We start from the raw sequence: 26,469 nt of genomic DNA, 5'->3' as shown, positions 1-26,469 counted from the left end.
GCCACCGAACAGACGCCCCCAGGCCCGCGGACCCCCCCCGCCCAGCCACGGAGGCCCCCATGACCGCGCCCACGCACCCGCCCGCGCCCCCGCTCGCCGGCGGACACGGCGGAGCCGACGCCCTGCGGCCCCTCCTCGACACCGTCCTGGCCGCCCTGCGCACCGGAGCCGCCGCCCGCGGCGGCCCCCTCCCCGCCGGCGGCCCCGACACCACCGCCGCCCGCGTCCGCACCGCACTGGGCGACGTCCTGCCCGCCCACGGCACCGGCGACCACGAAGCCCTCACCACCCTCGTCCACACCCTCACCGCAGGCGCCGCCGACCCCGCCGACCCCCTCTGCGCCGCCCACCTGCACTGCCCCCCACTCGCCGTCGCCGCAGCCGCCGACCTCGCCGTCAGCGCCCTCAACCCCAGCCTCGACTCCTGGGACCAGGCCCCCGCCGCCTCCGCCGTCGAAGAACGCCTCACCGCCACCCTCGCCGCCGAGCTCTACCCCACCCCCCACCCCGACGCCCTCCTCACCACCGGCGGCACCGAAGCCAACCAGCTCGCCCTCCTCCTCGCCCGCGAACGCCACGGCCCCCACCTCACCGTCATCCACGGAGCCAACGCCCACCACTCCATCCCCCGCGCCGCCTGGCTCCTCGGCCTGCCCCCCACCCTCACCCTCCCCACCCCCACCGGCACCCTCGACCCCGCCACCCTCGACGCGGCCCTGGCCCGCACCCCCGGCCCCGTCCTCGTCACCGCCACCGCCGGCACCACCGACGCCGGCCTCATCGACCCCCTCCCCGCCCTCGCCGACCTCTGCGACCAGCACGGCGCCGAACTCCACATCGACGCCGCCTACGGCGGAACCCTCACCTTCAGCCCCCGCCACCGCCCCCAGCTCACCGGCCTCGACCGCGCCCACTCCCTCACCCTCGACCTGCACAAACTCGGCTGGCAACCCGTCGCCGCCGGCCTCCTCGCCGTCCCCGACACCCAGCTGCTCACCCCCCTCGCCCACCAGGCCGACTACCTCAACGCCCCCGACGACACCCACGCCGGCCTCCCCGACCTCCTCGGCCGCTCCCTGCGCACCACCCGCCGCCCCGACGCCGTCAAAATCGCCGCCACCCTCCGCTCCCTCGGCCGCGACGGCCTCGCCCACCTCATCGACCGCACCTGCGCCACCGCCCAGCACCTCGCCGACCTCCTCGACGCCCACCCCGGCTTCGAACTCCACGCCCGCCCCACCATCACCACCGTCCTCTTCCGCCCCACCCCCGCGGACGACGACGACATCGCCACCCTGCGCCGCACCCTCCTCCACGACGGCACCGCCGTCCTCGGCCGCGCCACCGCCGACGGCCGCCTCTGGCTCAAGGCCACCCTCCTCAACCCCCACACCACGGCCGGAGACCTGCACACCCTCATCACCCACCTGGAAGGCAGAACCCACCGATGACCGCCCAGCACGATGCACCCCACGACCTCGTCGGAATCGGCATCGGCCCCGCCAACCTCTCCCTCGCCGCCCTCAGCCACGGCCTGCCCGCCCAAGGCTCCGACCGCCTCGCCACCGCCTTCTACGACCAGCGCCGCGACTTCCGCTGGCACCCCGGACTCCTCATCGACGGAGCCACCCTCCAAGTCCCCTTCCTCGCCGACCTCGTCACCCTCGCCGACCCCGCCAGCCCCTGGACCTTCCTCAACTACCTCAAACACAAGGAACGGCTCTTCCCCTTCTACTTCGCCGAGCAGTTCCACATCCAGCGCGCCGAATACGACGCCTACTGCCGCTGGGTCGCCGGCCGCCTGCCCGGACTCCACTTCGGCCACCAGGTCGACGCCGTCCGCTGGAACCCCGAACGCGACCTCTTCGAAGTCGACTACACCCAGCTCGACGCCGACGGAGAAGCCGAAGCCCTCGGCCGCACCTACACCCGCAACCTCGCCCTCGGCATCGGCACCGCCCCCCACGTCCCCGAAGCCCTGCGCCCCCTCGCCGACGCCCCCACCGTCCCCGTCATCCACTCCGCCGACTACCTCGACCACCGCGACCGCATCCTCGGCGCCGAACACGTCACCGTCATCGGCTCGGGCCAGTCCGGAGCCGAGGTCTTCCTCGACCTCCTGCGCGCCCGCCCCGCCGGCCGCGAACGCCTCACCTGGCTCGCCCGCACCCCCTCCTTCGCCCCCATGGAGTACTCCAAGCTCGGCCTGGAACACTTCACCCCCGACTACACCCGCTACTTCCACTCCCTGCCCGAACCCGTCCGCGACCGCCTCCTGCCGGCCCAGTGGCAGCTCCACAAGGGCATCGACGCGACCACCATCGCCGCCATCCACGAGGAGCTCTACCGCCGCACCCTGCACGGCGGCTGGCCCGACACCGTCCTCACCCCCGGAGTCACCGTCCGCACCGCCGGCCGCGTCGCCACCACCAAGGTCGAACTCCACCTCGAACACACTCAGCAGGGCACCCGCTCCCGCCTCACCACCGACGCCGTCGTCCTCGCCACCGGCTACCGGGACAGGCCCCTCACCAGCCTCTTCGCCGGCCTCGACCCCTACATGCGCAAGGACTCCTGCGGCCGCCCCCGCATCGACGACCGCCACCGCATGGTCCTCGACCCCTCCGTCAGCGGAACCGTCTTCGTCCAGAACGGCGAACGCCACACCCACGGCGTCGGCGCCCCCGACCTCGGCCTCACCGCCTGGCGCAGCGCCGCCATCCTCAACACCCTCACCGGCAAGGCCCCCTACCCCCAGCCCGACCGCACCGCCTTCACCACCTTCGGCCTGGAACAGCGCGAGCACACCCGCCCCCGCCCCTCCGCCGGCCTCCTCCCGCTCGTCGACCACCCCTGAACGCACACAGGGCCGGAACCCGCCCCAGCGGATCCCGGCCCCCACCACACGGCGCCCCTAGAAGACCGGCACCCCGGCCCGCGTCAGCCGCCAGTCCACCGAGGCGAACTGCGCCGGGTCGATCGTCCCCTTCGCCTTCACCCACTGGATGATCGTGTTACGGATCTCCTCCGAGTTCGCCCACACCTGCTGCGCCTGCGGCACGTGCGGGAAGTTGCCGCCGCCCGAAGCCCGGTAGTTGTTCACCGCCAGCACGAACCGCGCCGCCGGGTCCACCGGCTTGCCCTGGAAGGACAGCCCCGAGATCCGCGAACCCGCCGGCTCGGCGATGTCTATGTCGTACGACAGCCCGTAGACGGCGTCGTAGTTGTAGTCCGGAGTGGCCTCCGCGTTCGTGATCTTCGCCGGGTCCACCACGCCACCCGGCGCCGTCCGCACGTAGTACTTCGCCGAGTACTCCAGGTAGTCCTTCAGCTGCGCACCCGTCAGCACACGCGCCTCCAGGGTGTTCTCGAACGGGTACAGACCCGCCGCGTCCTTGATCGTCACCTGGCCCGCGGGGATCGCCGCGGTCCGCGAGAAACAGGACGCCTGCGACAGCACCGGCAGCGCCGCCCACTGCGTACCCGCCAGAGCCGCCTTCACCGTCTCCGCCTGCACGTGGTTGATCAGATCGATGATCGGCACGTCCTTCACCGGACCGTCCGCCGAGCTCATCGCCTCCTTCGAGGTACCGATCACCTGGTTGACGTACGCCACCACCTTGCGGTGCTCGTCCGACAGCAGACCCGTGATCTTCGGGTCCTCCACGGCCGTGTTGGAGTTCAGCACCTTCGCCGACACCTTCGCCACCGACCAGCGGCCCCGCTCCCAGGCCAGCTCGAAGTCGAACAGCGTCAGCCGCTGCCCCCACTTCAGCGGCTCCGACAGCACCACGTCCTTGCCCGTCGCCTTGTTCTTCACCCGGTACTCCGGGATCTCCGTGTGGGCATGGCCGACCAGGATCGCGTCGATACCCGGCACCTGCTCCGCCACCAGAGCCGCCGCGTTCTCGATGTACGGCAGCTGGTCCCCGTAGGAGGAGGTACCGCTCGACCCCGAGTGCGCCGCCACGATCACCACGTCCGCGCCCATCGACCGCAGCCGCGGCACGTACTTGGCCGCCTGCTCCTCCAGACCCGGGAACGTCATCTTCCCCTGCACGTTCGCCTTGTCCCAGATCGCGATACCCGGGTTGGTCAGCCCCAGCACCGCCACCTTCACGTCCCGCCCGTGCGGGGTCCGCAGCCGGTGCATGCTGTACGGGGCGAACGCCGGCTTCAGCGTCTTCGCGTCCAGCGCGTTCGCCCCCAGCAGCGGGAAGCGGCACTGCTCCTCGAACTTCCGCAGCACCGGAATGCCGTAGTTGAACTCGTGGTTGCCCAGCGCCGCCGCGTCATAGCCGATCGCGTTCATCGCCTGCGCCATCGGATGCACCGGACCACGCCGCGCGGTGATCGGGTCGACCTTCGCGTAGTAGTACGACAGCTGCGTGCCCTGGATGGTGTCACCCGCGTCGATCAGAAGGGTGTTGCACCGGCCCTTCTGCGCCCGCACCTGCTCCACCAGCGTCGAGATCTTCGCCAGGCCCACATCGTTGTGCGCCTTGTCGTCGAACTCCTTGTCCGTGAAGTAGTCCCAGTTGAAGACGTTCCCGTGCAGATCCGTCGTCCCCATCACGGTGAACGCGTACGTCCGCTGCTTCGCCGAAGGCGCCTCGGCACCCGGCACGGCGGCGGCGGCCGGCGCAGCCGTTGCCCCCGCCAGCGCCACGGCCGCACCGGTCGCGGCCGAAGCCCCCATGAACGTCCTACGGTCGAACCCCATGCCATCTCCCACTCGTCAGGCGTATGTCAGTACAGCGTCAAGCGCATGGACAACGGGCGTAGATTCTGACCGATGGGTAACAAGACGCAACACCCCGGCCAGGTTTCGATCCGATGACCAGACGCCCACGACCCGCAGTGCGACAGTGAAACCATGACCCAGGACGCCACGCACCCCACCCCGCCCACCCCCCACCCGCCCTACGGCACCCCCGAAGCCCCCCGCGTCGCCGTCCGAGGCGAAGCACACCTCGAAGTCGACCCCGAAATCGCCCGCATCGGCATCACCGTCACCGCCCGCGGCACCGACCGCCGCACCGCCCTCGACGACCTCACCCGCCGCAACAACACCGTCCTCGACCTCATCAAGAGCTACGGCGACCCCGTCGAAAAACTCGAAACCGGCGCCTTCTCCATCACCCCCGAACTAGGCCGCCACGGCCGCGGCGAACGCGTCCGCTCCTACCAGGGAACCGTCCACACCACCGCCGAACTCAGCGACTTCACCGCCCTCGGCGAACTCACCACCCGCCTCGCCGACCTCGACCTCACCCGCGTCGACGGCCCCTGGTGGGCCCTGCGCCCCACCTCACCCGCCCACGCCGAAGCCCGCCGCCAAGCCGTCCTCGAAGCCGTCCAACGCGCCCGCGCCTACGCCCAGGCCCTCGGCGCCGACCTCGCCGCCCTCGTCGAACTCGCCGACCTCGGCGCCGAGGACGCCACCCCCCTCGCCATGGCCGCCCCCGCCGGCGCCTACCGCTCCATGGCCTTCGCCGGAGCCGAGGACGACAGCCCCCCGCCCCTCGACCTCCAGCCCCAGCGGCAGACCGTCACCGCCCAGGTCAACGCCCGCTTCACCATGACCCCGCCCCAGCTCTGAAACCCGCACAGAACACCGAAGCCATGACCCGTCGGGGGTGCTCATCGGAGCACCCCCACGCACATTCAACAAACGTCAACAAGCCTTTGCCCAACGGTTGTTGAGCCGACACGCCACCCACACGTCCTACCCCCCGGTAGGGCATACCCTCGCCCCATGCGCCGAGCGAAAATCGTATGTACCCTGGGCCCCGCCACCGACACCTACGACCAGATCAAAGCCCTGGTCGAAGCCGGAATGGACATCGCCCGCCTCAACCTCAGCCACGGCACCTACGCCGAACACGAGGAGCGCTACCACCACGTACGCAAGGCCGCCGACGAAACCGGCCACAGCGTCGGCATCCTCGCCGACCTTCAAGGCCCGAAGATCCGACTCGGCCACTTCCACGAAGGACCCGTACTCCTTGAACGCGGAGACGAGTTCACCATCACCGTCGAAGACCACGAAGGCGACCGCCACACCTGCGGCACCACCTACAAGGGCCTCGCCGACGACGTCACCCCCGGCGAACGCATCCTCGTCGACGACGGCCGCGTCACCCTCGAAGTCACCACCATCGACGGCCCCCGCGTCCACACCCGCGTCATCGAAGGCGGCATGGTCTCCGACCACAAGGGCCTCAACCTCCCCGGCGTCGCCGTCTCCGTCCCCGCCCTCTCCGACAAGGACATCGAAGACCTCCGCTGGGCCCTGCGCACCGGCGCCGACGTCATCGCCCTCTCCTTCGTCCGCACCGGCCGCGACATCGAAGACGTCCACCGCATCATGGACGAGGAAGGCCGCCGCCTCCCCGTCATCGCCAAAATCGAAAAACCCCAGGCCGTCGACAACATCGACGACATCGTCGCCGCCTTCGACGGCATCATGGTCGCCCGCGGCGACCTCGGCGTCGAAATGCCCCTGGAACAAGTCCCCATCGTCCAAAAGCGCGCCATCAAACTCGCCAAACGCAACGCCAAGCCGGTCATCGTCGCCACCCAGATGCTCGACTCGATGATCGACAACTCCCGGCCCACCCGCGCCGAAGCCTCCGACGTCGCCAACGCCGTCATCGACGGCACCGACGCCGTCATGCTCTCCGGCGAAACCAGCGTCGGCAAACACCCCGTCGAAACCGTCCGCACCATGGCCCGCATCGTCGAAGCCGCCGAAGAAGACATCCTCGCCAAGGGCCTCCCACCCCTCACCGACCGCAACAAACCCCGCACCCAAGGCGGCGCCGTCGCCCGCGCCGCCGCCGAAATGGGCGACTTCCTCGACGCCAAATACCTCGTCGCCTTCACCCAGAGCGGAGACACCGTCCGCCGCCTCTCCCGCTACCGCTCACCCATCCCCCTCCTCGCCTTCACCCCCGACCCCGCCACCCGCTCCCAGCTCAACCTCACCTGGGGCGTCGAAACCTTCCTCGGCCCCCACGTCGACTCCACCGACGCCATGGTCGCCCAAGTCGAAGAACAACTCCTGCGCATCGGACGCTGCCACCCCGGCGACATCGTCGTCATCACCGCCGGCTCACCCCCCGGCGTCACCGGCAAGACCAACCTCGTCCGCATCCACCACATCGGCGACCCCGTCCACTGACACACCCCCCCACACACGAAAGCGCCGCCGGAGCCCAGCCCCGGCGGCGTACGCACACCCACCCCTCACCCACTCACCCGCACAACACCCGATCCACCAACCCCTCCAACCGCTGCGTCACCGCGTAATCCGCCGGATCCGTCGTCACCGCGACACTCACCGCACGACCCCCCGACGTCACCCCACCCCGCGTCTCGAACCCCGTGATGTCACCACCGTGCCCCCAATACACCCCACCACACGACAACGGCCGCCTCATCAACCCCAACCCGTACCCCGCACCCGAATCACCGATCGGCACCGTCGTCACCATCGCCTCCTGCTGCTCCGCCCGCAGCAACCGCCCCCCCAGCAACGCGGTGAAGAACCGGTTCATATCCGAGTTCGTCGACACCATCTGACCCGCCGCCCACGCCGCCGACGGATCGATCTCCGTCACATCCCGCAGCCGGCCACCAGCCCCCTCCTGGTGATAGGCGTGCGGATGCGCCTCACGGATCGTGCGATCACGCGGCGCCGGAAAATACGTGTGCCGCAACCCCAGCCGCCGCACCACCCGCCGGTCGATCTCCTCCGCCAACGGCCGCCGCGCCACCTTCTCCACGATCAGCCCCGCCAGCACGTAATTCGTATTGCTGTAGTGGAACGTCTTCCCGTCACGCGACGTCGCCCCATGCCTGAACGCGATCTCCAGCAACTCCCGCGGCTCCATGTACCGCCCCTGCGTGATCGCCTCCTCCACCTCAGCCTCATAGTCCGGAATCCCACTCGTGTGCTGGAGCAGCTGCCGCACCGTGACGGTCCGCCCGTCGAACCCGCCCCCCCGCACCACACCCGGCAGATACTCCTCCACCCGGTCATCCAGCCCCAGCCGCCCCTCACCCACCAACTGCAACACCACCACAGCGGTGAACACCTTCGTATTGCTCCCGATCCGCACCTGCCCATCCCCAGGCACCGCCGCCCCCGACGCCAGATCACCCACCCCAGCCGTATACGACCGCGAACGCCCCTCCCCATCCGACACGGACGCCAACGCCCCCGGCACCCCACCCTCCCGCACCAACCCGTCCAGCCCCCGCTGCACCGCATCCGGCCGACCCGCGGCAAACGCCACCGGCTGCCCAGCCACCCCCAACGCCACCACCCCGACCGCCACCGCAGCCACCATCCGCCTCGCCACCACACCCATGGGCCAACCCCCAGCCATCGCAGGAACACCGTGCTCCCCACCATCCCCCGCACCCGCCCACGCACGGCATCCCGCTACCCACCGACCCCAGGTGGGGCAAACCCCCCTAAGGCACCAGCCCCGGAACCACCTCCCACCCGTTCACCGCCCACACCAACCGCCAATACCGCTCCACCCGCGGATCCACCGGCCCCTCCACCCCCGGACCCCGCCGGAACACCACCCCGAACTCCTCATCACCCATCAGCTCCACCAACTCCACCCACGCCGCCACCTGCCCCGCCGACGGATCCTCCGGCAGATCCGGCGCAGCCACCCGCACCATCGCCGCCACCGACTCCTCCGCCCCCTCCACCAGCGCATCCACCAACCGCCGACGCTCCCACGCCGACCACCGCGTCACCTTCTGCATCAACCCGACCTCCTCAGAACCCGAACCACACCCGGCCACCACCCGCAACACCGCCCGACGCCACCGCAACACCCGGATCTGAATCTCCACCGCATCAGCCTGCACAGCAGCCACCTCAGCCACCGACAACTCCCGATCCAGCACCCGACGCACCGTCGGCAGATCCACACCCAGCTCACGCAACGTCCGCACCAACTCCAGACGCACCAACGCCCCGACGTCGTACAACCGGTACCCGGCACGACTACGACCGGCCGGCACGACGATCCCCTCATCGGAGTAGAACCGAACGGTCCGCACCGCCAGCCCCGACCTCCGAGCCAGCTCCCCGATCGACAACAGATCCGCCACGCCGTCCATGCACCCACCCTCAGGTCTCCACCCACTGGAGACTCAAGGCTAGATTTCAGCCCATGATCACCACCGAACGCCTCCGCCTGCGCCCCCTCACCCCCGACGACACCGACTGGTGGGTACGCCTCCACGCCGACGAAGAGGTCAACCGCTACGTCGGCGGCTACACCCACGCCCAGGCCGAAGCACGCCTGCACGACATACAGCGACAGTGGACCGAACGCGGCCACGGCCTCTGCGCCGTCGAACTCCGCACCACCGGCGAGACGATCGGACGCAGCGGCCTCAACTGGTGGGAACAGTTCGGCGAAACCGAGATCGGCTGGACCTTCGCCCGCCCCCACTGGGGCCACGGCTACGCCACGGAGGCGGCCCGAGCCGTCCTCGCCTGGGGCTTCGGCCCCCTGGGCCTGAACCGGATCACCGCCATGATCCACCACGGCAACACGGCCTCGACCGCCGTCGCCGAACGCCTCGGCTTCACCCCCCTCCGCGAGGACACCGTCCTCGACCGCCCCTGCACCGTCTACGCCCTGGACCGCTGACGGGCGTCAGTACTTCGGCCCGACGTGGGCGTCCATGAGCGCGACGGAACCCTTCCGGGCGATGGACACGTTGCGTGCGTTCGCCTGCTTCCACTGGACGCCGACGCCGTCCAGGGTGCGTGTGAACAGGCGGATGATGTCGTCGGACTTGTTGGTGAAGAAGTACCGCGGGTACTCGTACCGCTTCCCGTTCCGCACGGTCCAGTTGGTGATCCGGCACCCGTCGGAATGGATGAGCCCCCGTATGAACTCCCAGGGGTGCGCGTCGACGATCTCCTGCTGCCAGGGTTCGAGGGCGATGCGGCGCTCGTGCTTCCTGCCGGGCGCGTGCTGGGGGAACAGGCACGTCCAGTGGCGCCCGTAGCTGGTGACGGCGACACACCCCTGGCGCTGCACCACGGAGACGCTGTCCGTCGGCCGCACCGCCAGGATCGCGCTGCGGCACTGCTGGATGAGGCCGGGCCAAGCGTCGGCACAGAAGACGCGCAGGTAGTGCCCGCCCCGCGGGTGCTCACTGATGCAGCCGTCGCCGAGGTAGAGCCCGAGCAGATACGCGTAGGCGGCCCCGTCAGTCGGACGGGAGCAGGGTGCGAACTGGTTGAGGCGGGGAAGCGGGTCGATGCGGGCCTGCCAGGAGCGGATGGCTGCCCGGGATATCCCGGTTTCCCAGCTGACGGAGTTCAGGCTGCGCCCCTCGGCGAGCAAAGTGAGGGCGCGCTTACGCGTGGGGAGGTCGTACATGCGGCCGACACTGGCGTCCGGAATTCGTGCATGCGGCGCAATTGGGCGGGGTGTCCCTAAAAGGGGTGAAGGCCGCGCAGATATCTTGTGACCTTGGAAAGGAAGGAAAAGTGCCCCGGGTCGGACTCGAACCGACACTGTGTGGGTTTTGAATCCACTGCCTGCTGCCAATTGGGCTACCGGGGCCCGCGGAATCGAAGGTGAGGACCGACCCGCTGCGGGTCCACCTTACCGCAGGTGGGTAGGCTCGGGGGAGCTTGTTATGCCCCGCAAAGAGGAGCCTCCGTGACCGCCGAGCACGAGTCGACGCCCACGCCCGACGCCGACCAGTCGCACGTTCCGCCGCTGACGACCCGTGTCGTCATCGCCGAGGACGAGGCGCTCATCCGTCTTGATCTCAAAGAGATGCTCGAAGAGGAGGGGTACTCCGTGGTCGGCGAGGCCGGCGACGGGCAGACGGCCGTCGAGCTCGCGCGGGAGCACCGCCCCGACCTGGTCATCCTCGATGTGAAGATGCCCGTCCTCGACGGGATCTCCGCCGCCGAGAAGATCGCCGGGGAGTCCATCGCCCCGGTCCTGATGCTCACCGCCTTCTCGCAGCGCGACCTGGTCGAGCGGGCGCGGGACGCCGGGGCCATGGCGTACCTGGTGAAGCCGTTCAGCAAGAGCGACGTGGTTCCGGCCATCGAGATGGCCGTGTCCCGGTTCGCGGAGCTGAAGGCGCTGGAGAAGGAGGTCGCGGACCTCTCGGCGCGGCTGGAGACGCGCAAGCTGGTGGACCGGGCGAAGAGCATCCTGCAGACCCAGTACGGGCTGAGCGAGCCGGCCGCGTTCCGGTGGATCCAGAAGACGTCCATGGACCGTCGTATGTCCATGCAGCAGGTGGCCGAGGCGGTCATCGAGGACGCCGAGGAGAAGAAGCAGAACGCCGCCGGCAAGTAGGGCCGGGTACGCGTGTGGCCCGTCTCCCCCCGAGGGGAGGCGGGCCACACGGGTTTCAGGGGGGCGGCGGTCAGTCCTCGCCGAGGTACGCCTTGCGGACGTCCTCGTTGACGAGGAGCTCGCGGCCGGGGCCGGTCAGGACGATCTTGCCGATCTCCATGACGTGGCCCTGGTCGGCGAGCGAGAGCGCGGCCTGGGCGTTCTGCTCGACCAGCAGGATGGTGGTGCCGGACGCCTTGAGCTCGGCGATGGTCGCCATGATCTTCTGCATCATCAGCGGGGAGAGGCCCATGGAGGGCTCGTCCAGCATGAGCAGCTTGGGCTGGGACATGAGCGCGCGGCCCATGGCGAGCATCTGCTGTTCGCCGCCGGAGAGGGTGCCGGCGGCCTGCTTCCGTCGTTCTCCCAGGATGGGGAAGAGGTCGTAGGCGCGCTGGACGTCCTTCTGGATGCCTTCTTTGTCGCTGCGCAGGAAGGCGCCGAGGAGGAGGTTGTCCTCGATGCTCATGCGGGGGAAGATGTGCCGGCCCTCGGGGGAGTGGGCGAGGCCGAGCGAGACGATGTGGTGTGCGGGGACCTTCTTGAGGGACTTGCCCTGGAACTTGACCTGGCCGCCCTTGGGCTTGATCAGTCCGGAGAGGGTGCGCAGGGTGGTCGTCTTGCCGGCGCCGTTGGTGCCGATGAGGGTGACGATCTGGCCTTCTTCGACGGTGAAGGAGATGCCTTTGACGGCTTCGATCTTGCCGTAGGCGACGCGGAGGTCTTCGACCTCCAGGAGTGCGGTCACTTGGCTTCTTCTCCGTCCGTGCTGGTGGTGCTGTGCGCCTCGGGCTCGGCCTCGGCGGCTTCCGCTTCGGCGGCCTCGGTTTCGGCCTCGTTTTCGGCCTCGGCTTCGGTCTCGGCGGCTTCGGCGTGGGCTTCGGCGGCTTCGGCTTCGGCTGCTTCTTCTGCGCCGGGGGCGCCTTCGAAGGGTTCGCCGAGGTAGGCGGCGACGACGCGTTCGTCGCTCTGGACTTCGGTGGCGGTGCCTTCGATGAGCTTTTCGCCCTGGACGAGGCAGGCGACGCGGTCGCAGAGGTTGAAGATGAAGCGCATGTCGTGCTCGATGACGAGGACGGCGATGCCCTTGTCCCGGATGGCGAAGATGAGTTCTTCGGCGGCCCGGGTCTCCTGGGGGTTCATGCCGGCGGTGGGCTCGTCGAGGAGGATGAGGCCGGGGTCGCTGGCGAGGGCGCGGGCGATTTCGAGCTTGCGCTGTTCGCCGTAGGGCAGGTTGCGCGCGAGGTGGTCGGCCTTGTGGTCCAACCCGATGAAGGCGAGGAGTTCCATGGCCTTGTCGCGGCTGGCCTGTTCCTCGCGGCCGAAGCTGGGGAGGCGCAGGAGGGCGGACCAGAGTCCTTCTTTGGTGCGGGTGTGGCGTCCGACGAGGACGTTTTCCAGGACCGTCATGTTGTTGAAGAGACGGATGTTCTGGAAGGTGCGGGCGATGCCGGCCGCGGTGACCTTGAAGGACTTGGGGGGCAGGACCGTGCCCTTGTACCGGACTTCGCCCTCGGTGGGGATATAGAGGCCGGTGAGGCAGTTGAAGAAGGTGGTCTTGCCGGCGCCGTTGGGGCCGATGAGGCCGACGATCTCGCCGCTGTTGACAGTGAGGTCGACGTTCTTGACGGCGGTGAGGCCGCCGAAGCGCATGGTGACGCCTCGTGCGTCGAGGACCGTTTCGGTGGTCGTCGTCGTGGTGGTCGTCGTCATGGTCAGGCCCCTGCCTTGCTGAGGACTGTCGGCGCTTCGAGGTCCTGGTGGAGCTCGAGCTGGTTGCGGCGGTTGGGGATGAGGCCCTCGGGGCGCAGGCGCATGAGGATGACGAGTGCGATGCCGAAGACGAGGAGCTGGTATTCGCCGAGGAACTGGAGCTTGTTGGGGATCATGAAGAGGAGGGCGCCGCCGACGAGGGGGCCGGAGATGGTGCCCATGCCGCCGAGGACGACGGCGGCGAGGAGGAAGGCGGAGTTCGGGGGGACGGCGTTGGCGAAGACGTACTGGTCCGGGGTGACGGTGTAGTTCACGTGGGCCTGTACGGCGCCGGCGAGGCCGGCGAGGGTGGCGCCGAGGGCGAAGGCGATGAGCTTGACGCGGAAGCCGTTGATGCCCATGGCTTCGGCGGCGGTCTCGTCTTCGCGGATGGCGACCCAGGCGCGGCCGATACGGGATTCGGCGCTGCGGCGGAAGACCATGATCACGATGAGGGTGACCAGGAGCATCAGCAGGAAGTAGTTGGCGAAGCGGCCGACGGTGAATCCGAGGAAATCGTGGTTGGCGCCGAAGTCGAATCCGAAGAGGTTGACGTTGGGGACGCCGGCGATTCCGTTGGGGCCGTTGGTGAGGTCGGGGCCGGAGACGCCGTCGAGGTTGTTCATCGAGATGCGGAAGATCTCTCCGAAGCCCAGGGTGACGATGGCGAGGTAGTCGCCGCGCAGGCGCAGGGTCGGGGCTCCGATGAGGACGCCGAAGACCATGGATGCGGCGGCGCCCAGGAGGATGGCGGCCCAGAAGGGGAGGTGGACTCCGAAGGGGGAGTTGGGGGAGCCGGAGACGAGGGCTGCGGTGTAGGCGCCGACGCCGAGGAAGGCGACGTAGCCGAGGTCGAGGAGGCCGGTGAGGCCGACGACGATGTTCAGGCCGAGGGCGACGGTGGCGAAGATGAGGATGTTGACGCCGAGGGTCGCGTACTGGTCGTCGGTCTGGGTGAGGGGGAAGGCGGCGGCCGCGGCGAAGGCGCCGACGAGGGCGACGTTGCGGTGCTTGGCGGTGAGTGCGGTGAAGCGGGCGACCAGGCCGGCCTTGTTGAGCGCGCCGAAGCCGAAGCCGGCGGTGATCAGGAAGCCGATGAAGAGTTCCTGGTAGGGGGTGGTGACGCCGTAGGTGAAGATGCCCAGGGTGACGGCGAGGACGGCCGCGATGAGGAGGATCTCGGCGTAGGCCGGGAGGACGCGGGCCGGCTTGGGGGTGCCGCTGGCGTGGGCGGCCTTGGTGACGGCCCAGCTGTTGGCGATGTTGTGCTTGGTCTGCTCCCACCAGGTGTCTTCGGGGTCCGCGGGTTCGGTGGCGGGGCGCTCGAAGGGGAGGGAGCGGGCGCCGAGGTAGGCGGCGAGTGCGGTGACGATGGCGACGATGCCGCCGGGTTCGAGGTTGACGAGGCCGCCGAGGGCGTTGCTGATCGCCCAGGCGGTGTAGGCCACGGTGAGCAGGGTGCCGAGGGCGCAGAGCTTGATGGCGGCGTCGGTTCCGGCGGGGGCGGTCCAGCGCAGGCCCTTGATCCCGTAGGAGGCGAGGCCGAAGAGGGTGGTGAGGGCGCCGCCGACGAGGACGAGCCACTGGAGGCCGCCGGGGTATCCGTAGACGGTGAGGTCGCCGGGGAAGGCGGAGGTCCAGGTCCAGGCGAGGAAGCAGGAGACGACGGTGAGGGCGCCGCCGGCGGTGGCGAGGGCGCGGGCGGTCTTCTCGGGGAAGGAGATGCCGGCGCGGCGGGTGGCCGTGGTCTGCTGGATGGTGTCGGTGGTGGTGGTCGTCATGTTTCTCACGCCCTGTCCGCCACGCGCTCGCCCATCAGACCCTGGGGCCGGAAGAGGAGCACGAGGATGAGGAGTACGAACGCCCAGGTGTTGCCCCAGGACTGGCCGCCGAGCTGCTGCATGCCGGGTACGTCGGCGATGTAGGCGGTGGTGAGGGTTTCGGCGAGGCCGAGGACGAGGCCGCCGATCATGGCGCCGTAGATGTTGCCGATTCCGCCGAGGACGGCTGCGGTGAATGCCTTGAGGCCGAGGATGAAGCCCATGCGGTAGTTGACTTCGCCGTACTTGAGGCCGTAGGCGACGGCGCCGATGGCGGCGAAGGCGGCGCCGAGGGCGAAGGCGACCGTGATGATGCGGTCGGTGTTGATGCCCATGAGCTTCGCGGTGTCGGGGTCCTGGGCGGTGGCCTGCATGCCGCGGCCGGTTCGGGTCTTCTTGACGAAGAAGCCGAGGAAGGCCATGGAGATGGGAGCGGCGATCAGGAGGAAGACGTCACCGGTCTGGATGGTGATGCTGCCGAGGTGGAAGGCGCCGCCGGGGAGTTCGGGGAACTTGACGGAGGACTTCGCGTCGGGGTACCAGGCCCATACGGCCTGCTGGAGGACGATGGAGAGGCCGATGGCGGTGATGAGCGGCGCGAGGCGGGGTGCGTTGCGCAGGGGCCGGTAGGCGAAGCGTTCGGCTCCGACGGCGATGAGCGTGGCGACGATGATGGCGCCTATGAGCATCAGCGGCAGGGCTATCCACATGGTGGTGCCGCCGGGGAGCATCAGCCAGACCGTGAGGGCTCCGAACCCGCCGGTCATGAAGATCTCGCCGTGGGCGAAGTTGATGAGCTGGACGATGCCATAGACCATCGTGTAGCCGATGGCGACGAGCCCGTACATGGATCCCAGTAGCAGGCCGTTGACCAGCTGTTGCGGCAGTTCGTGCACCGCAGGTCCTCCGAGTCTTTCGACGGATGTGACACCGCGCGGGGCGCTGTGGTGCGGCGCCCCGCGCGGCAGGTGAGGGGGTGAGGGCTAGGCAGGTCAGCCGGCGAGGGTGCCGGACTCGACGGTCTTGAAGTCGTCGCCGTCGACCTTGTAGACGGTCAGCTGCTTGTTGGTGGCGTCGCCGAACTCGTCGAAGGAGACCTTGCCGGTCACGCCGTCGAAGTTGACGCCCTGGACGGCTTCGAGGACCTTGGCGCGGGCGTCGGACGGGAGCTTGCCGTCGTTGGCCTCGACGACCTTCTTGACGGCCTCGATGACGGCCCAGGCGGAGTCGTAGGAGTAGCCGCCGTAGGCCGAGTAGTCGTCCTTGTAGCCGGCCTTCTTGTAGTTGTCGACGAACTCCTTGGCGGAGGGGAGGCTCTCGACGGGGGCGCCGACGGAGGTGCAGAGGTCGCCCTGGGCGCCGGGGCCGGCGAGCTCGACGTACTTCTTGTCCTTCATTCCGTCGCCGCCGACGAGCGGGATGTTGGTGCCGGAAGCCTTGATCTGCTTGCTGAGGGGGCCGGCGGCGGGGTACTCGCCGCCGTAGTAGACGACGTCGGCGCCGGAGGACTTGACCTGGGTGACGATGGCGGAGAAGTCCTTGCTCTCCGGGTCGATGTGGCCTTCGCCGGCGACCTGGCCGCCGAGCTTGGTGAACTCGGCCTTGAAGGTGCCGGCGAGGCCGGCGCCGTAGGTCTTCTTGTCGTCGATGATGAAGACCTTCTTCTTGCCCGCCTTGTTGAAGAGGTACTGCGCCGCGTACGGGCCCTGGATGGCGTCCGTGGTGGCGGTGCGGAAGTAGCTCTTGTAGGTGCGGGTCTTCTGGCCCTCGGCCCACTTGGGTCCCTGGGTCAGGGAGGGGCTGGTGTTCGCCGGGGAGATCTGGGTGAGCTTGGCGTCGTCGAAGACCTTCTGCATGGCTTCGGAGACGGAGGAGTTGAGCGGGCCGACGACGCCGAGGACGTTCTTGTCGGCGGTGAGCTTGGTGGCGTTCTGCTGACCGGAAGAGGCCTGCGCCTGGTCGTCGAGGGCTTCGATCTTGAAGGTGACGCCCTTGACGTACTTCTTCTCGTTGGCCTGCTTGGCGGCGAGGTCGGCGGAGTTCTTGATGCCGAGGCCGAGGGCGGAGAGGTCGCCCGTCAGCGGGGCGTCGACGCCGATGACGACGGTGGTGCCGCCGTCACCGTTGGCGGAGCCGCCGGTGTCGTTGCGCGAGCCGCAGGCGGTGAGAGTGAGGGCGCCCGCGGCGAGGGCGGCGGTCACGGCTATGAGCTGACGAGAACGCACAATCAGTCCTTTCCAGGCGCCGCGTCCCCCCTGGGACGCGTCGAGTCGAACGCGGGGAACCGAACTGAGTAAATCCGGCGGTCGCGGTAACTGGCCGTGACTCTAGGCGGCTCATAGGGGGATATGGAGGGCTGAGGCCAATGATGTGACTCTCTTGTTATGCCACGGCGTAATACATAGCGGATGTGGGCGGGTGGAACGGGGGAATTCAGGCCGGTTCGTCTTGTCCGGATGCTGAGATGCGGCAGGACCGTGCGGCGGTTTGGGTCCTGACATGCCAGGGCTCTAGGGGGTTTTGGTCATGACGGACTCGGCGAGGGCTCGTCTCGGGTTTCGGGACATGCCCTGGTCAGCGCGACAGAAAGATCCCTGGCATAACGGTCACCGGGGATGTAACTGTGATCCTCTTTCTGGGTTCCATTACTCAGGGTTACTTCGAGGAATGGCAGTCCGGAATTCCGTGCTACATGCACGCAGTCTTTTGTCTCGATCAGTACGAGGAGCTCGCGCACTTCTCCCGCCGCCACCGCGGCCGGGAGGCGTGGCCGGATCGAGACGCTCAGGGCCGGGGACGGCTGCCCGATCCGCTCCACCGTGACCGGAGGTCCCGACGAGGTCCGCACACGGACAGTGAACGCGAACGCGGCGCCGTCGGGCGCCGGCTCCACCGGCGCCCCGTAGGTCAGGGAGAGGGTCTGGGACGGCGGGGACGGCGGCAGCGCGGCCGTGGGCTCGGGGCGGGTGGCGTGGATCCGGACGGCCGCGGCGGCCAGGACGGCGACCGAGGCCGCGGTGAGGACGGCGCGGCGGTGGCGGGCGTAGAAGGCGCGCGGGCGTCCGGTCCAGCCGGGCGCGGCGGGCGTACGGGGCCCGGTGGGCGCGTCCTCGTGGTCCCAGGTGCCCTCGCCGGGCTCCAGGGGGCCTATCCCGCCGCCGGTCACGCGGCGGCGCCGGGATGGTGCGCCGCCCGGAGGGCGGTGCGCGGTGGTGTTGCCGTGGGGGTGGCGGTGATGTGCCGCGGCGCCGGTCCGGTTCCCATGCGGGAACGCTAGACCGGCGCCGAGGTGCCGCACAACGGCCTGTCCTGGCCCGCTTGTTAAGGCTCCGTGTCGGTTTTCGAAGCCCGGGGTCAGGAGTCGGTGTCGCGCAGGAGGCAGGTGAGGCGGGCGGTGCAGACGCGGCGGTCCTGCTCGTCGGTGACGACGATCTCGTACGTGGCGGTGGAGCGGCCCCGGTGGACGGGGGTGGCGGTGCCGGTGACGATGCCCTCGCGTACGCCGCGGTGGTGGGTGCAGTTGAGGTCGACGCCGACGGCGATCTTCCTGCTGCCGCCGTGGAGCATGGCGCCGACCGAGCCGAGGGTCTCGGCGAGGACGGCGGAGGCGCCGCCGTGCAGGAGGCCGTAGGGCTGGGTGTTGCCCTTGACCGGCATCGTGGCGACGACCCGGTCGGCGGACGCCTCCAGGATCCTGATCTCCATGCGCTCGCCCAGGGCGCCGGCGGAGAACAGGGCGGGCAGGTCTATGCCCAGGGCCGCGTACTCGTCGAGGACTTCCTGGGGGAACTTCACGGCGTGCTGCTGCTGCTCGTCGGCCATGGGCCTGCTCCGTTCGTCAACGATCGTTAACCATCTGGGCCCGTTGTATCAGGCCGGTTCGAAGCGCACGACGACGGACTTGCTGGCGGGGGTGTTGCTGGTGTCGGCGGTGGAGTCCAGGGGGACCAGGACGTTCGTCTCGGGGTAGTAGGCGGCGGCGCAGCCGCGGGCGGTGGGGTAGTGGACGACGCGGAAGCCGGGGGCGCGGCGCTCGACGCCGTCCTTCCACTCGCTGACGAGGTCGGTGGAGGAGCCGTCGGCGAGGCCCAGCTCGGCGGCGTCGTCGGGGTGGACCAGGACGACGCGGCGGCCGCCGGTGATGCCGCGGTAGCGGTCGTCGAGGCCGTAGATGGTGGTGTTGTACTGGTCGTGGCTGCGCAGGGTCTGCAGGAGCAGCCGCCCGGCGGGGACCTCGGGGTACTCGACGGGGGCGGCGGTGAAGTTCGCCTTGCCGGTCTTGGTGGGGAAGCGGCGTTCGTCGCGGGGGGCGTGGGGGAGCTGGAAGCCGCCGGGGCGGGCGACGCGGGCGTTGAAGTCCTCGAAGCCGGGGACGACGCGGGCGATCCGGTCGCGGATGGCGGCGTAGTCGGCTTCGAACTCCTCCCAGGGGGTCCGTGAGGCGGCGCCGAGGACGGCGCGGGCCATGCGGGCGACGATGGCGGGTTCGGAGAGCAGCTGGGGGGAGGCGGGGGCGAGGTTGCCGCGGGAGGCGTGGACCATTCCCATGGAGTCCTCGACGGTGACGAACTGCTTGCCGCTCGCCTGGACGTCCTTGTCGGTGCGGCCGAGGGTGGGCAGGATCAGGGCGCGCCGGCCGGTGACCGCGTGGGAGCGGTTGAGTTTGGTGGAGACGTGGACGGTGAGGGAGGCGCGCCGCATGGCCGCCTCGGTGACGTCGGTGTCGGGGGTGGCGCCGACGAAGTTGCCGCCCATGGCGAAGAAGACCTTGGCGTGGCCGTCGCGGAGGGCTTCGATGGCGCGGACGACGTCGTAGCCGTGGTGGCGGGGCGCGGTGATGCCGAACTCGCGGTCGAGGGCGTCGAGGAAGGCGGGTGCGGGGCGTTCGAAGATGCCCATGGTGCGGTCGCCCTGGACGTTGGAGTGGCCGCGGACGGGGCAGACGCCGGCGCCGGGGCGGCCGATGTCGCCGCGGAGCAGGAGGAGGTTGACGACCTCGCGGATGGTGGCGACGGCGTGCTTGTGCTGGGTGAGGCCCATGGCCCAGCAGACGATGGTGCGCCGGGAAGCGAGGATCATGGCGAGGGCGCGTTCGATCTCGGCGCGGGTGAGCCCGGTGGCCTTCAGGGTGTCGTCCCAGTCGGCTTCCCTGGCGGCGGCGGCGAAGGCGTCGTAGCCGTGGGTGTGCTCGCGGATGAACTCCTCGTCGAGGGCGCCGTCGCCCGCTTCGATGACGAGCTTGTTCAGGAGGCGGAAGAGGGCCTGGTCGCCGCCGATGCGGATCTGGAGGAACAGGTCGTTGAGGGGGGTGCCCTTGATCATGCCGAGGGGGTTCTGGGGGTTCTTGAACCGCTCCATCCCGGCTTCCGGCAGCGGGTTCACCGAGATGATCTTCGCCCCGGCGGACTTGGCCTTCTCCAGGGCGGAGAGCATGCGCGGGTGGTTGGTGCCCGGGTTCTGCCCGGCGACGATGATCAGGTCGGCCCGGTGGAGGTCCTCCAGGGTGACGCTGCCCTTGCCGATGCCGATGGTCTCGACGAGAGCGGAGCCGGAGGACTCGTGGCACATGTTGGAGCAGTCCGGCAGGTTGTTGGTGCCGAACTCGCGGGCGAAGAGCTGGAAGAGGAACGCCGCTTCGTTGCTGGTGCGGCCGGAGGTGTAGAAGACGGCCTCGTCCGGGGAGGCGAGGGCGTTCAGTTCCTCGGCGATGATCCGGAAGGCGCGGTCCCAGCTGATGGCCTCGTACCGGTCGCCGCCCTCGGGCAGGTACATGGGGTGGGTGATGCGGCCCTGCTGGCCGAGCCAGTAGCCGGAGCGTGCGGCGAGGTCGTCGAGGGGGTGCTCGGCGAAGAACGCGGGGGTGACCCGGCGCACGGTGGCCTCTTCGGCGACGGCCTTGGCGCCGTTCTCGCAGAATTCGGCGGTGTGCCGCCGGTCGCCCTCGGGCCAGGCGCAGCCGGGGCAGTCGAAGCCGTCCTTCTGGTTGACCTTGAGGAGGGTCCGCGCGGTGCGGCGCAGGCCCATCTGCTCGTAGCCGATCTTGAGGGTGTGGGCGATGGCGGGCAGGCCGGCCGCGGCGTTCCGAGGGGGCCCGACGTGCGGCGCGTCCTGTGCCGGATCACCTGCGGGCGGCTTGGTGGCCATGTCGCTCCCCTTCGAGCTGTCTTCTCGTACACCCCGATCCTGTCACGCTCCGCCGACATCGCCGACGGCGGATTTGTCGGTGGGGGCGCCTAGGATCGGGGGCGTGGCAGAGACAGCATCGAAGAAGACCGACCAGCCGACCGCAGCGGACCGCCCCCGCCTGATGCTCATGGACGGGCACTCCCTGGCGTACCGGGCGTTCTTCGCGCTGCCCGCGGAGAACTTCACGACGGCGACGGGGCAGCCGACCAATGCCATCTACGGCTTCGCGTCGATGCTGGCGAACACGCTGCGCGACGAGGCGCCCACGCATTTCGCGGTGGCGTTCGACGTGTCCCGCAAGACCTGGCGGTCGACGGAGTTCCCCGAGTACAAGGCGAACCGTTCCAAGACCCCCGACGAGTTCAAGGGGCAGGTCGAGCTGATCGGCGAGCTCCTGGACGCGATGAAGGTGCCGCGGTTCGCGGTGGACGGCTTCGAGGCCGACGACGTGATCGCCACGCTGGCGACGCAGGCCGAGGCGGCCGGCTTCGAGGTGCTGATCGTCACCGGTGACCGGGACTCCTTCCAGCTGGTCTCCGAGCACACGACGGTGCTGTACCCGACCAAGGGCGTCTCGGAGCTGACCCGGTTCACGCCGGAGAAGGTCGTGGAGAAGTACGGGCTCACCCCGCAGCAGTACCCGGACTTCGCGGCGCTGCGCGGCGACCCGTCCGACAACCTGCCGGGCATCCCGGGCGTCGGCGAGAAGACCGCGGCGAAGTGGATCAACCAGTTCGGTTCGTTCGCGGAGCTGGTGGAGCGGGCCGAGGAGGTCAAGGGCAAGGCCGGGCAGAACCTCCGCGACCACCTGGAGGCCGTGAAGCTCAACCGGGTCCTGACCGAGATGGTCAAGGACGTGGAGCTGCCCGGCACCCCGGCCGACCTGGCGCGCGCCCCCTACGACCGGACCGCGGTCAAGGGCGTGCTGGACGTGCTGGAGATCCGCAACGCCTCGCTGCGCGAGCGGCTGCTGGCCGTGGACCCGGGCGCGGAGCAGGAGGAGGCGCCGGCTCCGGCGGCCGGGGTGGAGCTGGACGGGTCGGTGCTGGGCGCGGGCGAGCTCGCGCCGTGGCTCGCGGCGCACGCGGGCGGCCCCCTCGGCATCTCCACCGTGGACAGCTGGGCGCTGGGCCAGGGCAATGTCGCCGAGGTGGCGCTGGCGGCGGCGGGCGGCGCGGCCGCCTGGTTCGACCCGTCCGCGCTGGACGAGGCGGACGAGCGGGCCTTCGCCGCCTGGGCGGCCGACGCGTCCGCCCCCAAGGTGGTGCACAACGCCAAGGGGCTGATGCGGGTCTTCCCCGAGCACGGCTGGACCCTGGCGGGGGTCACCATGGACACCGCGCTGGCCGCCTACCTCGTCAAGCCGGGCCGGCGCTCCTTCGCGCTGGACGCGCTGTCGGTGGAGTACCTGGGCCGCGAGCTCCAGCCGCCGGCCGCCGACGGGCAGCTGGCCTTCGGCGCGGACGAGACCGCCGAGGCGGACGCGCTGATGGCGCAGGCCCGCGCCGTCCTGGACCTGGGCGAGGCGTTCACCGCCAAGCTCCCCGAGGTGGGCGCCGTCGAGCTGCTGCACGAGATGGAGCTGCCCACCTCCGAGCTGCTGGCGCGCCTGGAGCGGGCCGGTATCGCCGCCGACCGCGACCACCTGGAGGGCCTGGAGCAGCAGTTCGCGGGCGCCGTGCAGCAGGCGGTGAAGGAGGCGCACGCGGCGGTGGGGCACGAGTTCAACCTGGGCTCGCCCAAGCAGCTCCAGGAGGTGTTCTTCGGGGAGCTGGACCTGCCCAAGACGAAGAAGACCAAGACCGGCTACACCACGGACGCCGACGCGCTGGCCTGGCTGGCCACGCAGACCGACCACGAACTCCCGGTGATCATGCTGCGCCACCGGGAGCAGGCCAAGCTGCGCGTGACCGTCGAGGGGCTGGTCAAGTCGATCGCCGCCGACGGCCGGGTGCACACCAGCTTCAGCCAGACCGTCGCCGCCACCGGACGGCTGTCCTCCACCGACCCGAACCTGCAGAACGTGCCGGTGCGCACCGACGAGGGCCGCGCCATCCGCCGCGGCTTCGTCGTCGGCGAGGGCTACGAGTCGCTGATGACGGCCGACTACAGCCAGATCGAGCTGCGCGTCATGGCCCACCTCTCCGAGGACGAGGGCCTCATCGAGGCGTTCACCTCCGGCGAGGACCTGCACACCACCGTCGCCTCCCAGGTGTTCGGCGTGGAGCGCTCCGGGGTGGACGCCGAGATGCGCCGCAAGATCAAGGCCATGTCCTACGGCCTGGCCTACGGTCTGTCGGCCTTCGGCCTCGCCCAGCAGCTGAACATCGAGCCCGCCGAGGCGCGCGGCCTGATGGAGACCTACTTCGAGCGGTTCGGCGGGGTGCGCGACTACCTGCGCCGCGTCGTCGACGAGGCCCGGGCCACCGGCTACACGGCGACCGTCTTCGGCCGCCGCCGCTACCTGCCCGACCTCAACAGCGACAACCGCCAGCGCCGCGAGGCCGCCGAGCGGATGGCGCTGAACGCCCCGATCCAGGGCACCGCCGCGGACATCGTCAAGGTGGCGATGCTGCGCGTGGACAAGGCCCTGGCCGAGGCGGGGCTGGGCTCGCGGATGCTGCTCCAGGTCCATGACGAGATCGTCCTGGAGATCGCCCCCGGCGAGCGGGAGCGGGTCGAGGAGCTGGTGCGCCGCGAGATGGGCGCCGCCGTCCAGCTGCGGGCCCCGCTGGACGTGTCCGTGGGGGTCGGCGGCGACTGGGAGTCCGCCGCGCACTGACCCCGCCGGCCCGCCCGCGCGCCCGTCCCCGCTACGCCGCGGGGACGGGCGTCCGCGTCCGCTGGTCCGGGCGGACGTCGTCCCGGTCGCGGCGGTGGCGCAGCCGCACCAGGGCCCCGTACAGCAGGAGGCCCACGACGAGGCCGCCGCCGGCTCCGAAGCAGAGCGTCGGGATGATGTCCAGGGGGCTGCGGACCCGGTCGTAGAAGGTGAAGAAGCGCACGACCCGCAGGAGCGTCCCGGCCGCCGCGCAGCCGCCGATCAGCAGCAGCGCCCCCCACCGCTCCGCCCGGGTGAGGACCGGCACCGGCGGCGGCACGGGCAGCGCCGGCAGCCGGCGCAGGGCGCTCACCGTGAACCAGAGCAGGGCGCAGGCGGCCACCGCCGAGGTGCCGTACTGGAGGAAGGTGTACGGGGCCAGGCCGAGAGCGATGGGCCGGGCGAGCCAGGGCAGCGCGTCGGTGCCCCAGCGGCCGCCGTGCGTGAAGCTGTCCCACACGACGTGGGTGAGGGAGCCGGTGACCGCCGAGAGGTAGAACCGGAGTGCGAGCGCGGGCAGCCGGTGGCCGGCCCAGTGCTCGCCGCGGACGAAGGCGTGGACCCGTCCGCGCGCCGAGGCGGGCAGCAGGGCCGGCAGCGGCTCGCGCAGCAGCAGCCAGCACGCGGTGAGGGCGGCGGTGATGACGGCGTCCACGGTGAGCACGCCCAGCAGCGAGTGCGCGAAGCCGCCGTAGTGCATGAGGCCGCCGACGACCGCGTCCGCGAAGAAGAAGGAGTCCGGCGCGAACGATCCCAGCACCAGCGCCGAGGCGACGAGCGGCCCACGCGCGCGGCCCGAGCGGCGGATGACCGGAAGTACGGCGGCCGCGTGGCTGAGAGTGAACGGCACGGAGCCTCCCGGGAGTAGCCGATGTCGGGACAGTATGCGCGATCCACGCAGGCTCGTGGGGATGTGGTGAACATCGGCCGCACGGTGCGTGCCCTGTGCAGGGAGTTGACGTAGGGTCACGCGGACGTCCGGACGTCCAGTGGAGGGTTCCCGCTCATGTCGGCACGAATATTCGGACGCGGTCTGCGCCGGGGCGCGGCCGCGGCACTGGTATCGGCGCTGGTGGCCGCCGCGCTGACGGCCTCCCAGGGCCCGGCGGTCGCCGGACCGGAGCGCGTCGCGGCGGCCGGGGAGGACGCGGGGCGGCCGCCCGTCGCCGGCGGGGGTGCCGACGGGGATTCGTCGTACTTGACCGAACTGCCGCCCGTCACCCCGGAGCCCGCGGCCGCCCCCGTGCCGGACGGCGGGGCCGCCGGCGGGCAGCCGGAACCCGGGCCCGCGGCGCCCGTGGTCCAGCCGCTGGGGGAGGGCGCGCAGGGCATACCGGCCAGCGTGCTCGCCGCGTACCGGCGGGCCGAGCAGCGGGTGGGGGAGAGCGACCCCGGCTGCGGGCTGCGCTGGCAGCTGCTCGCGGCGATCGGCAAGGTCGAGTCCGGGCAGGCCGGCGGCGGCCGGGTCGACGCGAACGGGACCACCCTGCGGCCGATCCTGGGGCCCGTGCTCGACGGCAACGGCTTCGCGAACATCTCCGACACCGACGGCGGGGCCTACGACGGCGACGCCCGCTACGACCGGGCCGTCGGCCCGATGCAGTTCATCCCCTCCACCTGGGCGGCCTGGGGCCAGGACGGCAACGGCGACGGCCGCCGCGACCCCAACAACGTGTACGACGCGGCCCTGGCGGCCGGACGCTACCTGTGCGCGGGCGACCGGGACCTGAGGACGGGCCCCGGCCTGGACCGGGCGGTGCTCTCCTACAACCAGTCCGCGGAGTACCTGCGGACGGTGCGGTCCTGGTACGCGTACTACCTCCGGGGGGCGCACGAGATCCCGGACGGCACCGGCCCGGCCCCGCTCCCGAACCCCCGCCCGACCCCGGGCACACCGAAGCCGACGCCTACCCCTACGCCCTCGACGCCGACGCCCTCGAAGCCGACGCCGACCCCCACGCCTACGCCGACGCCCTCGAAGCCGACGCCGACTCCGACTCCGACGCCGACTCCGACGCCGACTCCGACGCCTACGCCTACGCCTACGCCGACTCCCACGCCAACCCCCACCCCCACCCCCACCCCGAAGCCCAGCGCGACCCCGAGCCCCTCCGCCTCCCCGAGCCCCTCCGCCTCCCCGAAGCCGACGGCCACGCCCGCCCCCTCGGCTTCCCCGGCCCCCTCCGGCTCCCCGAAGGCCGCCCCCGCCGCCCCCTAGCGCCGCACGCGGCTCCGGGACGACGCCGCCCGGCCGTTCTCATCTGATCCCCGCGTTGCTACGGTACGCCTCCCTGACGACCCATCAGATCCAGGGAGGCCCCGCCGTGCGCGCACTCCTCGCCGCCGCCATCGGGCTGGCCGCCGCGCTGGCCCTCGTCCTCGCCGTGACGGCGGCCGGGGCGCCCGAGGGCAGGACCTCGCCCAAACCCCTGCTCACCACCGCGCCCCCCGCGCCCGGACAGGAGTAAGGAGGTCCGGC

22 protein-coding genes and 1 tRNA gene are annotated in these 26,469 nt (G+C 70.6%); 9 read left to right on the top strand and 14 right to left on the bottom strand.

Features of this window, described 5'->3' with window-relative positions; translation table 11 throughout:
• Positions 1-59: 59 nt before the first annotated feature.
• Positions 60-1,451 carry an aminotransferase class V-fold PLP-dependent enzyme gene (locus ABZ716_RS08785; RefSeq protein WP_358957666.1) on the top strand — a complete coding sequence of 464 codons (1,392 nt, stop codon included), beginning with the start codon at positions 60-62 and terminating at the stop codon, positions 1,449-1,451.
• Positions 1,448-2,857 carry a SidA/IucD/PvdA family monooxygenase gene (locus tag ABZ716_RS08780; protein WP_358957664.1) on the top strand — a complete coding sequence of 470 codons (1,410 nt, stop codon included), beginning with the start codon at positions 1,448-1,450 and terminating at the stop codon, positions 2,855-2,857. Before ABZ716_RS08785 ends, ABZ716_RS08780 begins: the two co-directional genes overlap by 4 nt.
• Before the next feature lie 57 nt (positions 2,858-2,914).
• Here the strand turns inward: ABZ716_RS08780 and ABZ716_RS08775 are convergent, their stop codons facing one another.
• Positions 2,915-4,723 (bottom strand): 5'-nucleotidase C-terminal domain-containing protein, encoded by a 1,809-nt coding sequence (locus ABZ716_RS08775; protein WP_358811891.1) that lies wholly within the window; start codon positions 4,721-4,723, stop codon positions 2,915-2,917.
• A 153-nt stretch (positions 4,724-4,876) separates the two neighbouring features.
• Here ABZ716_RS08775 and ABZ716_RS08770 point away from each other — a divergent pair, with 153 nt between their 5' ends.
• Both ABZ716_RS08770 and pyk read left to right on the top strand, forming a co-directional pair.
• Entirely contained in the window at positions 4,877-5,602 is a 726-nt protein-coding gene (locus tag ABZ716_RS08770; RefSeq protein ID WP_358811890.1) for an SIMPL domain-containing protein, read from the top strand.
• A 156-nt stretch (positions 5,603-5,758) separates the two neighbouring features.
• The gene (gene pyk / locus ABZ716_RS08765) at positions 5,759-7,186 is read left to right on the top strand and encodes a pyruvate kinase (RefSeq protein ID WP_358811889.1); all 1,428 of its coding nucleotides are present in this window, start codon (positions 5,759-5,761) and stop codon (positions 7,184-7,186) included.
• Positions 7,187-7,259: 73 nt separating this feature from the next.
• On the opposite strand, the gene ABZ716_RS08760 is transcribed toward pyk, so the two are convergent.
• Positions 7,260-8,357, bottom strand: a complete 1,098-nt coding sequence (locus ABZ716_RS08760; RefSeq protein WP_358957797.1) for a serine hydrolase domain-containing protein — start codon at positions 8,355-8,357, stop codon at positions 7,260-7,262.
• A gap of 127 nt (positions 8,358-8,484) precedes the next feature.
• Positions 8,485-9,150, bottom strand: coding sequence for a MerR family transcriptional regulator (locus ABZ716_RS08755; RefSeq protein WP_358957661.1), 666 nt, complete (start codon positions 9,148-9,150; stop codon positions 8,485-8,487).
• A gap of 53 nt (positions 9,151-9,203) precedes the next feature.
• On the opposite strand from ABZ716_RS08755, the gene ABZ716_RS08750 reads away from it, so the two are divergent.
• Positions 9,204-9,689: a GNAT family N-acetyltransferase gene (locus ABZ716_RS08750; protein ID WP_358957658.1), complete on the top strand. Its 486-nt coding sequence runs from the start codon at positions 9,204-9,206 to the stop codon at positions 9,687-9,689.
• A gap of 6 nt (positions 9,690-9,695) precedes the next feature.
• On the opposite strand, the gene ABZ716_RS08745 is transcribed toward ABZ716_RS08750, so the two are convergent.
• Both ABZ716_RS08745 and ABZ716_RS08740 read right to left on the bottom strand, forming a co-directional pair.
• A complete protein-coding gene (locus ABZ716_RS08745; protein WP_358957656.1) occupies positions 9,696-10,430 on the bottom strand; it encodes a transcriptional regulator in 735 nt (244 codons plus the stop codon).
• Positions 10,431-10,541: 111 nt separating this feature from the next.
• Positions 10,542-10,616: transfer RNA gene (locus ABZ716_RS08740), tRNA-Leu, on the bottom strand.
• 99 nt (positions 10,617-10,715) lie between these two features.
• Between ABZ716_RS08740 and ABZ716_RS08735 the strand changes: the two genes are divergently transcribed.
• On the top strand, positions 10,716-11,372 hold the full coding sequence (locus tag ABZ716_RS08735; RefSeq protein WP_351883404.1) for a response regulator: 657 nt from the start codon (positions 10,716-10,718) through the stop codon (positions 11,370-11,372).
• Between the two features lie 70 nt (positions 11,373-11,442).
• On the opposite strand, the gene ABZ716_RS08730 is transcribed toward ABZ716_RS08735, so the two are convergent.
• The 8 genes from ABZ716_RS08730 to ABZ716_RS08695 form a co-directional block, all read right to left on the bottom strand.
• On the bottom strand, positions 11,443-12,159 hold the full coding sequence (locus ABZ716_RS08730; protein WP_355965622.1) for an ABC transporter ATP-binding protein: 717 nt from the start codon (positions 12,157-12,159) through the stop codon (positions 11,443-11,445).
• Complete coding sequence (locus ABZ716_RS08725; protein WP_358957653.1) at positions 12,156-13,124, bottom strand: ABC transporter ATP-binding protein; 969 nt, start codon at positions 13,122-13,124, stop codon at positions 12,156-12,158. The genes ABZ716_RS08730 and ABZ716_RS08725 overlap by 4 nt, the downstream gene beginning before the upstream one ends.
• A gap of 2 nt (positions 13,125-13,126) precedes the next feature.
• A complete protein-coding gene (locus ABZ716_RS08720; protein WP_358957651.1) occupies positions 13,127-14,944 on the bottom strand; it encodes a branched-chain amino acid ABC transporter permease in 1,818 nt (605 codons plus the stop codon).
• 5 nt (positions 14,945-14,949) lie between these two features.
• Positions 14,950-15,879 (bottom strand): branched-chain amino acid ABC transporter permease, encoded by a 930-nt coding sequence (locus ABZ716_RS08715; protein WP_351883410.1) that lies wholly within the window; start codon positions 15,877-15,879, stop codon positions 14,950-14,952.
• Between the two features lie 96 nt (positions 15,880-15,975).
• Positions 15,976-17,208: a branched-chain amino acid ABC transporter substrate-binding protein gene (locus tag ABZ716_RS08710; RefSeq protein WP_358811882.1), complete on the bottom strand. Its 1,233-nt coding sequence runs from the start codon at positions 17,206-17,208 to the stop codon at positions 15,976-15,978.
• A gap of 299 nt (positions 17,209-17,507) precedes the next feature.
• Entirely contained in the window at positions 17,508-18,149 is a 642-nt protein-coding gene (locus tag ABZ716_RS08705) for a Tat pathway signal sequence domain protein (protein WP_358957648.1), read from the bottom strand.
• 188 nt (positions 18,150-18,337) lie between these two features.
• On the bottom strand, positions 18,338-18,805 hold the full coding sequence (locus tag ABZ716_RS08700; protein WP_351883416.1) for a hotdog fold thioesterase: 468 nt from the start codon (positions 18,803-18,805) through the stop codon (positions 18,338-18,340).
• A 48-nt stretch (positions 18,806-18,853) separates the two neighbouring features.
• Complete coding sequence (locus tag ABZ716_RS08695; RefSeq protein ID WP_358957645.1) at positions 18,854-21,127, bottom strand: FdhF/YdeP family oxidoreductase; 2,274 nt, start codon at positions 21,125-21,127, stop codon at positions 18,854-18,856.
• 103 nt (positions 21,128-21,230) lie between these two features.
• Between ABZ716_RS08695 and polA the strand changes: the two genes are divergently transcribed.
• Positions 21,231-23,951 (top strand): DNA polymerase I, encoded by a 2,721-nt coding sequence (polA, locus tag ABZ716_RS08690; protein ID WP_358957642.1) that lies wholly within the window; start codon positions 21,231-21,233, stop codon positions 23,949-23,951.
• Positions 23,952-23,982: 31 nt separating this feature from the next.
• Here the strand turns inward: polA and ABZ716_RS08685 are convergent, their stop codons facing one another.
• Positions 23,983-24,840, bottom strand: a complete 858-nt coding sequence (locus ABZ716_RS08685; protein ID WP_358957639.1) for a DUF4184 family protein — start codon at positions 24,838-24,840, stop codon at positions 23,983-23,985.
• 156 nt (positions 24,841-24,996) lie between these two features.
• Between ABZ716_RS08685 and ABZ716_RS08680 the strand changes: the two genes are divergently transcribed.
• Positions 24,997-26,208, top strand: coding sequence for a lytic murein transglycosylase (locus ABZ716_RS08680; protein WP_358957636.1), 1,212 nt, complete (start codon positions 24,997-24,999; stop codon positions 26,206-26,208).
• Between the two features lie 106 nt (positions 26,209-26,314).
• Entirely contained in the window at positions 26,315-26,458 is a 144-nt protein-coding gene (locus tag ABZ716_RS08675; protein ID WP_351883426.1) for an SPW_0924 family protein, read from the top strand.
• The last annotated feature ends 11 nt before the right edge of the window (positions 26,459-26,469 follow it).

The organism is Streptomyces sp. NPDC006687 (assembly GCF_040636215.1).
Lineage (GTDB): Bacteria > Actinomycetota > Actinomycetes > Streptomycetales > Streptomycetaceae > Streptomyces.
This window is presented reverse-complemented; position numbering and strand designations above follow the sequence as displayed.

Coding starts and splice junctions, on each gene's coding strand:
- ABZ716_RS08780 (WP_358957664.1), top strand. CDS start 1,448: ATGACCGCCCAGCACGATGCACCCCACGACCTCGTCGGAATCGGCATC.
- ABZ716_RS08775 (WP_358811891.1), bottom strand. CDS start 4,723: ATGGGGTTCGACCGTAGGACGTTCATGGGGGCTTCGGCCGCGACCGGT.
- ABZ716_RS08785 (WP_358957666.1), top strand. CDS start 60: ATGACCGCGCCCACGCACCCGCCCGCGCCCCCGCTCGCCGGCGGACAC.
- ABZ716_RS08760 (WP_358957797.1), bottom strand. CDS start 8,357: ATGGTGGCTGCGGTGGCGGTCGGGGTGGTGGCGTTGGGGGTGGCTGGG.
- ABZ716_RS08770 (WP_358811890.1), top strand. CDS start 4,877: ATGACCCAGGACGCCACGCACCCCACCCCGCCCACCCCCCACCCGCCC.
- pyk (WP_358811889.1), top strand. CDS start 5,759: ATGCGCCGAGCGAAAATCGTATGTACCCTGGGCCCCGCCACCGACACC.
- ABZ716_RS08755 (WP_358957661.1), bottom strand. CDS start 9,150: ATGGACGGCGTGGCGGATCTGTTGTCGATCGGGGAGCTGGCTCGGAGG.
- ABZ716_RS08720 (WP_358957651.1), bottom strand. CDS start 14,944: ATGACGACCACCACCACCGACACCATCCAGCAGACCACGGCCACCCGC.
- ABZ716_RS08695 (WP_358957645.1), bottom strand. CDS start 21,127: ATGGCCACCAAGCCGCCCGCAGGTGATCCGGCACAGGACGCGCCGCAC.
- ABZ716_RS08750 (WP_358957658.1), top strand. CDS start 9,204: ATGATCACCACCGAACGCCTCCGCCTGCGCCCCCTCACCCCCGACGAC.
- ABZ716_RS08700 (WP_351883416.1), bottom strand. CDS start 18,805: ATGGCCGACGAGCAGCAGCAGCACGCCGTGAAGTTCCCCCAGGAAGTC.
- ABZ716_RS08725 (WP_358957653.1), bottom strand. CDS start 13,124: ATGACGACGACCACCACGACGACGACCACCGAAACGGTCCTCGACGCA.
- ABZ716_RS08680 (WP_358957636.1), top strand. CDS start 24,997: ATGTCGGCACGAATATTCGGACGCGGTCTGCGCCGGGGCGCGGCCGCG.
- ABZ716_RS08745 (WP_358957656.1), bottom strand. CDS start 10,430: ATGTACGACCTCCCCACGCGTAAGCGCGCCCTCACTTTGCTCGCCGAG.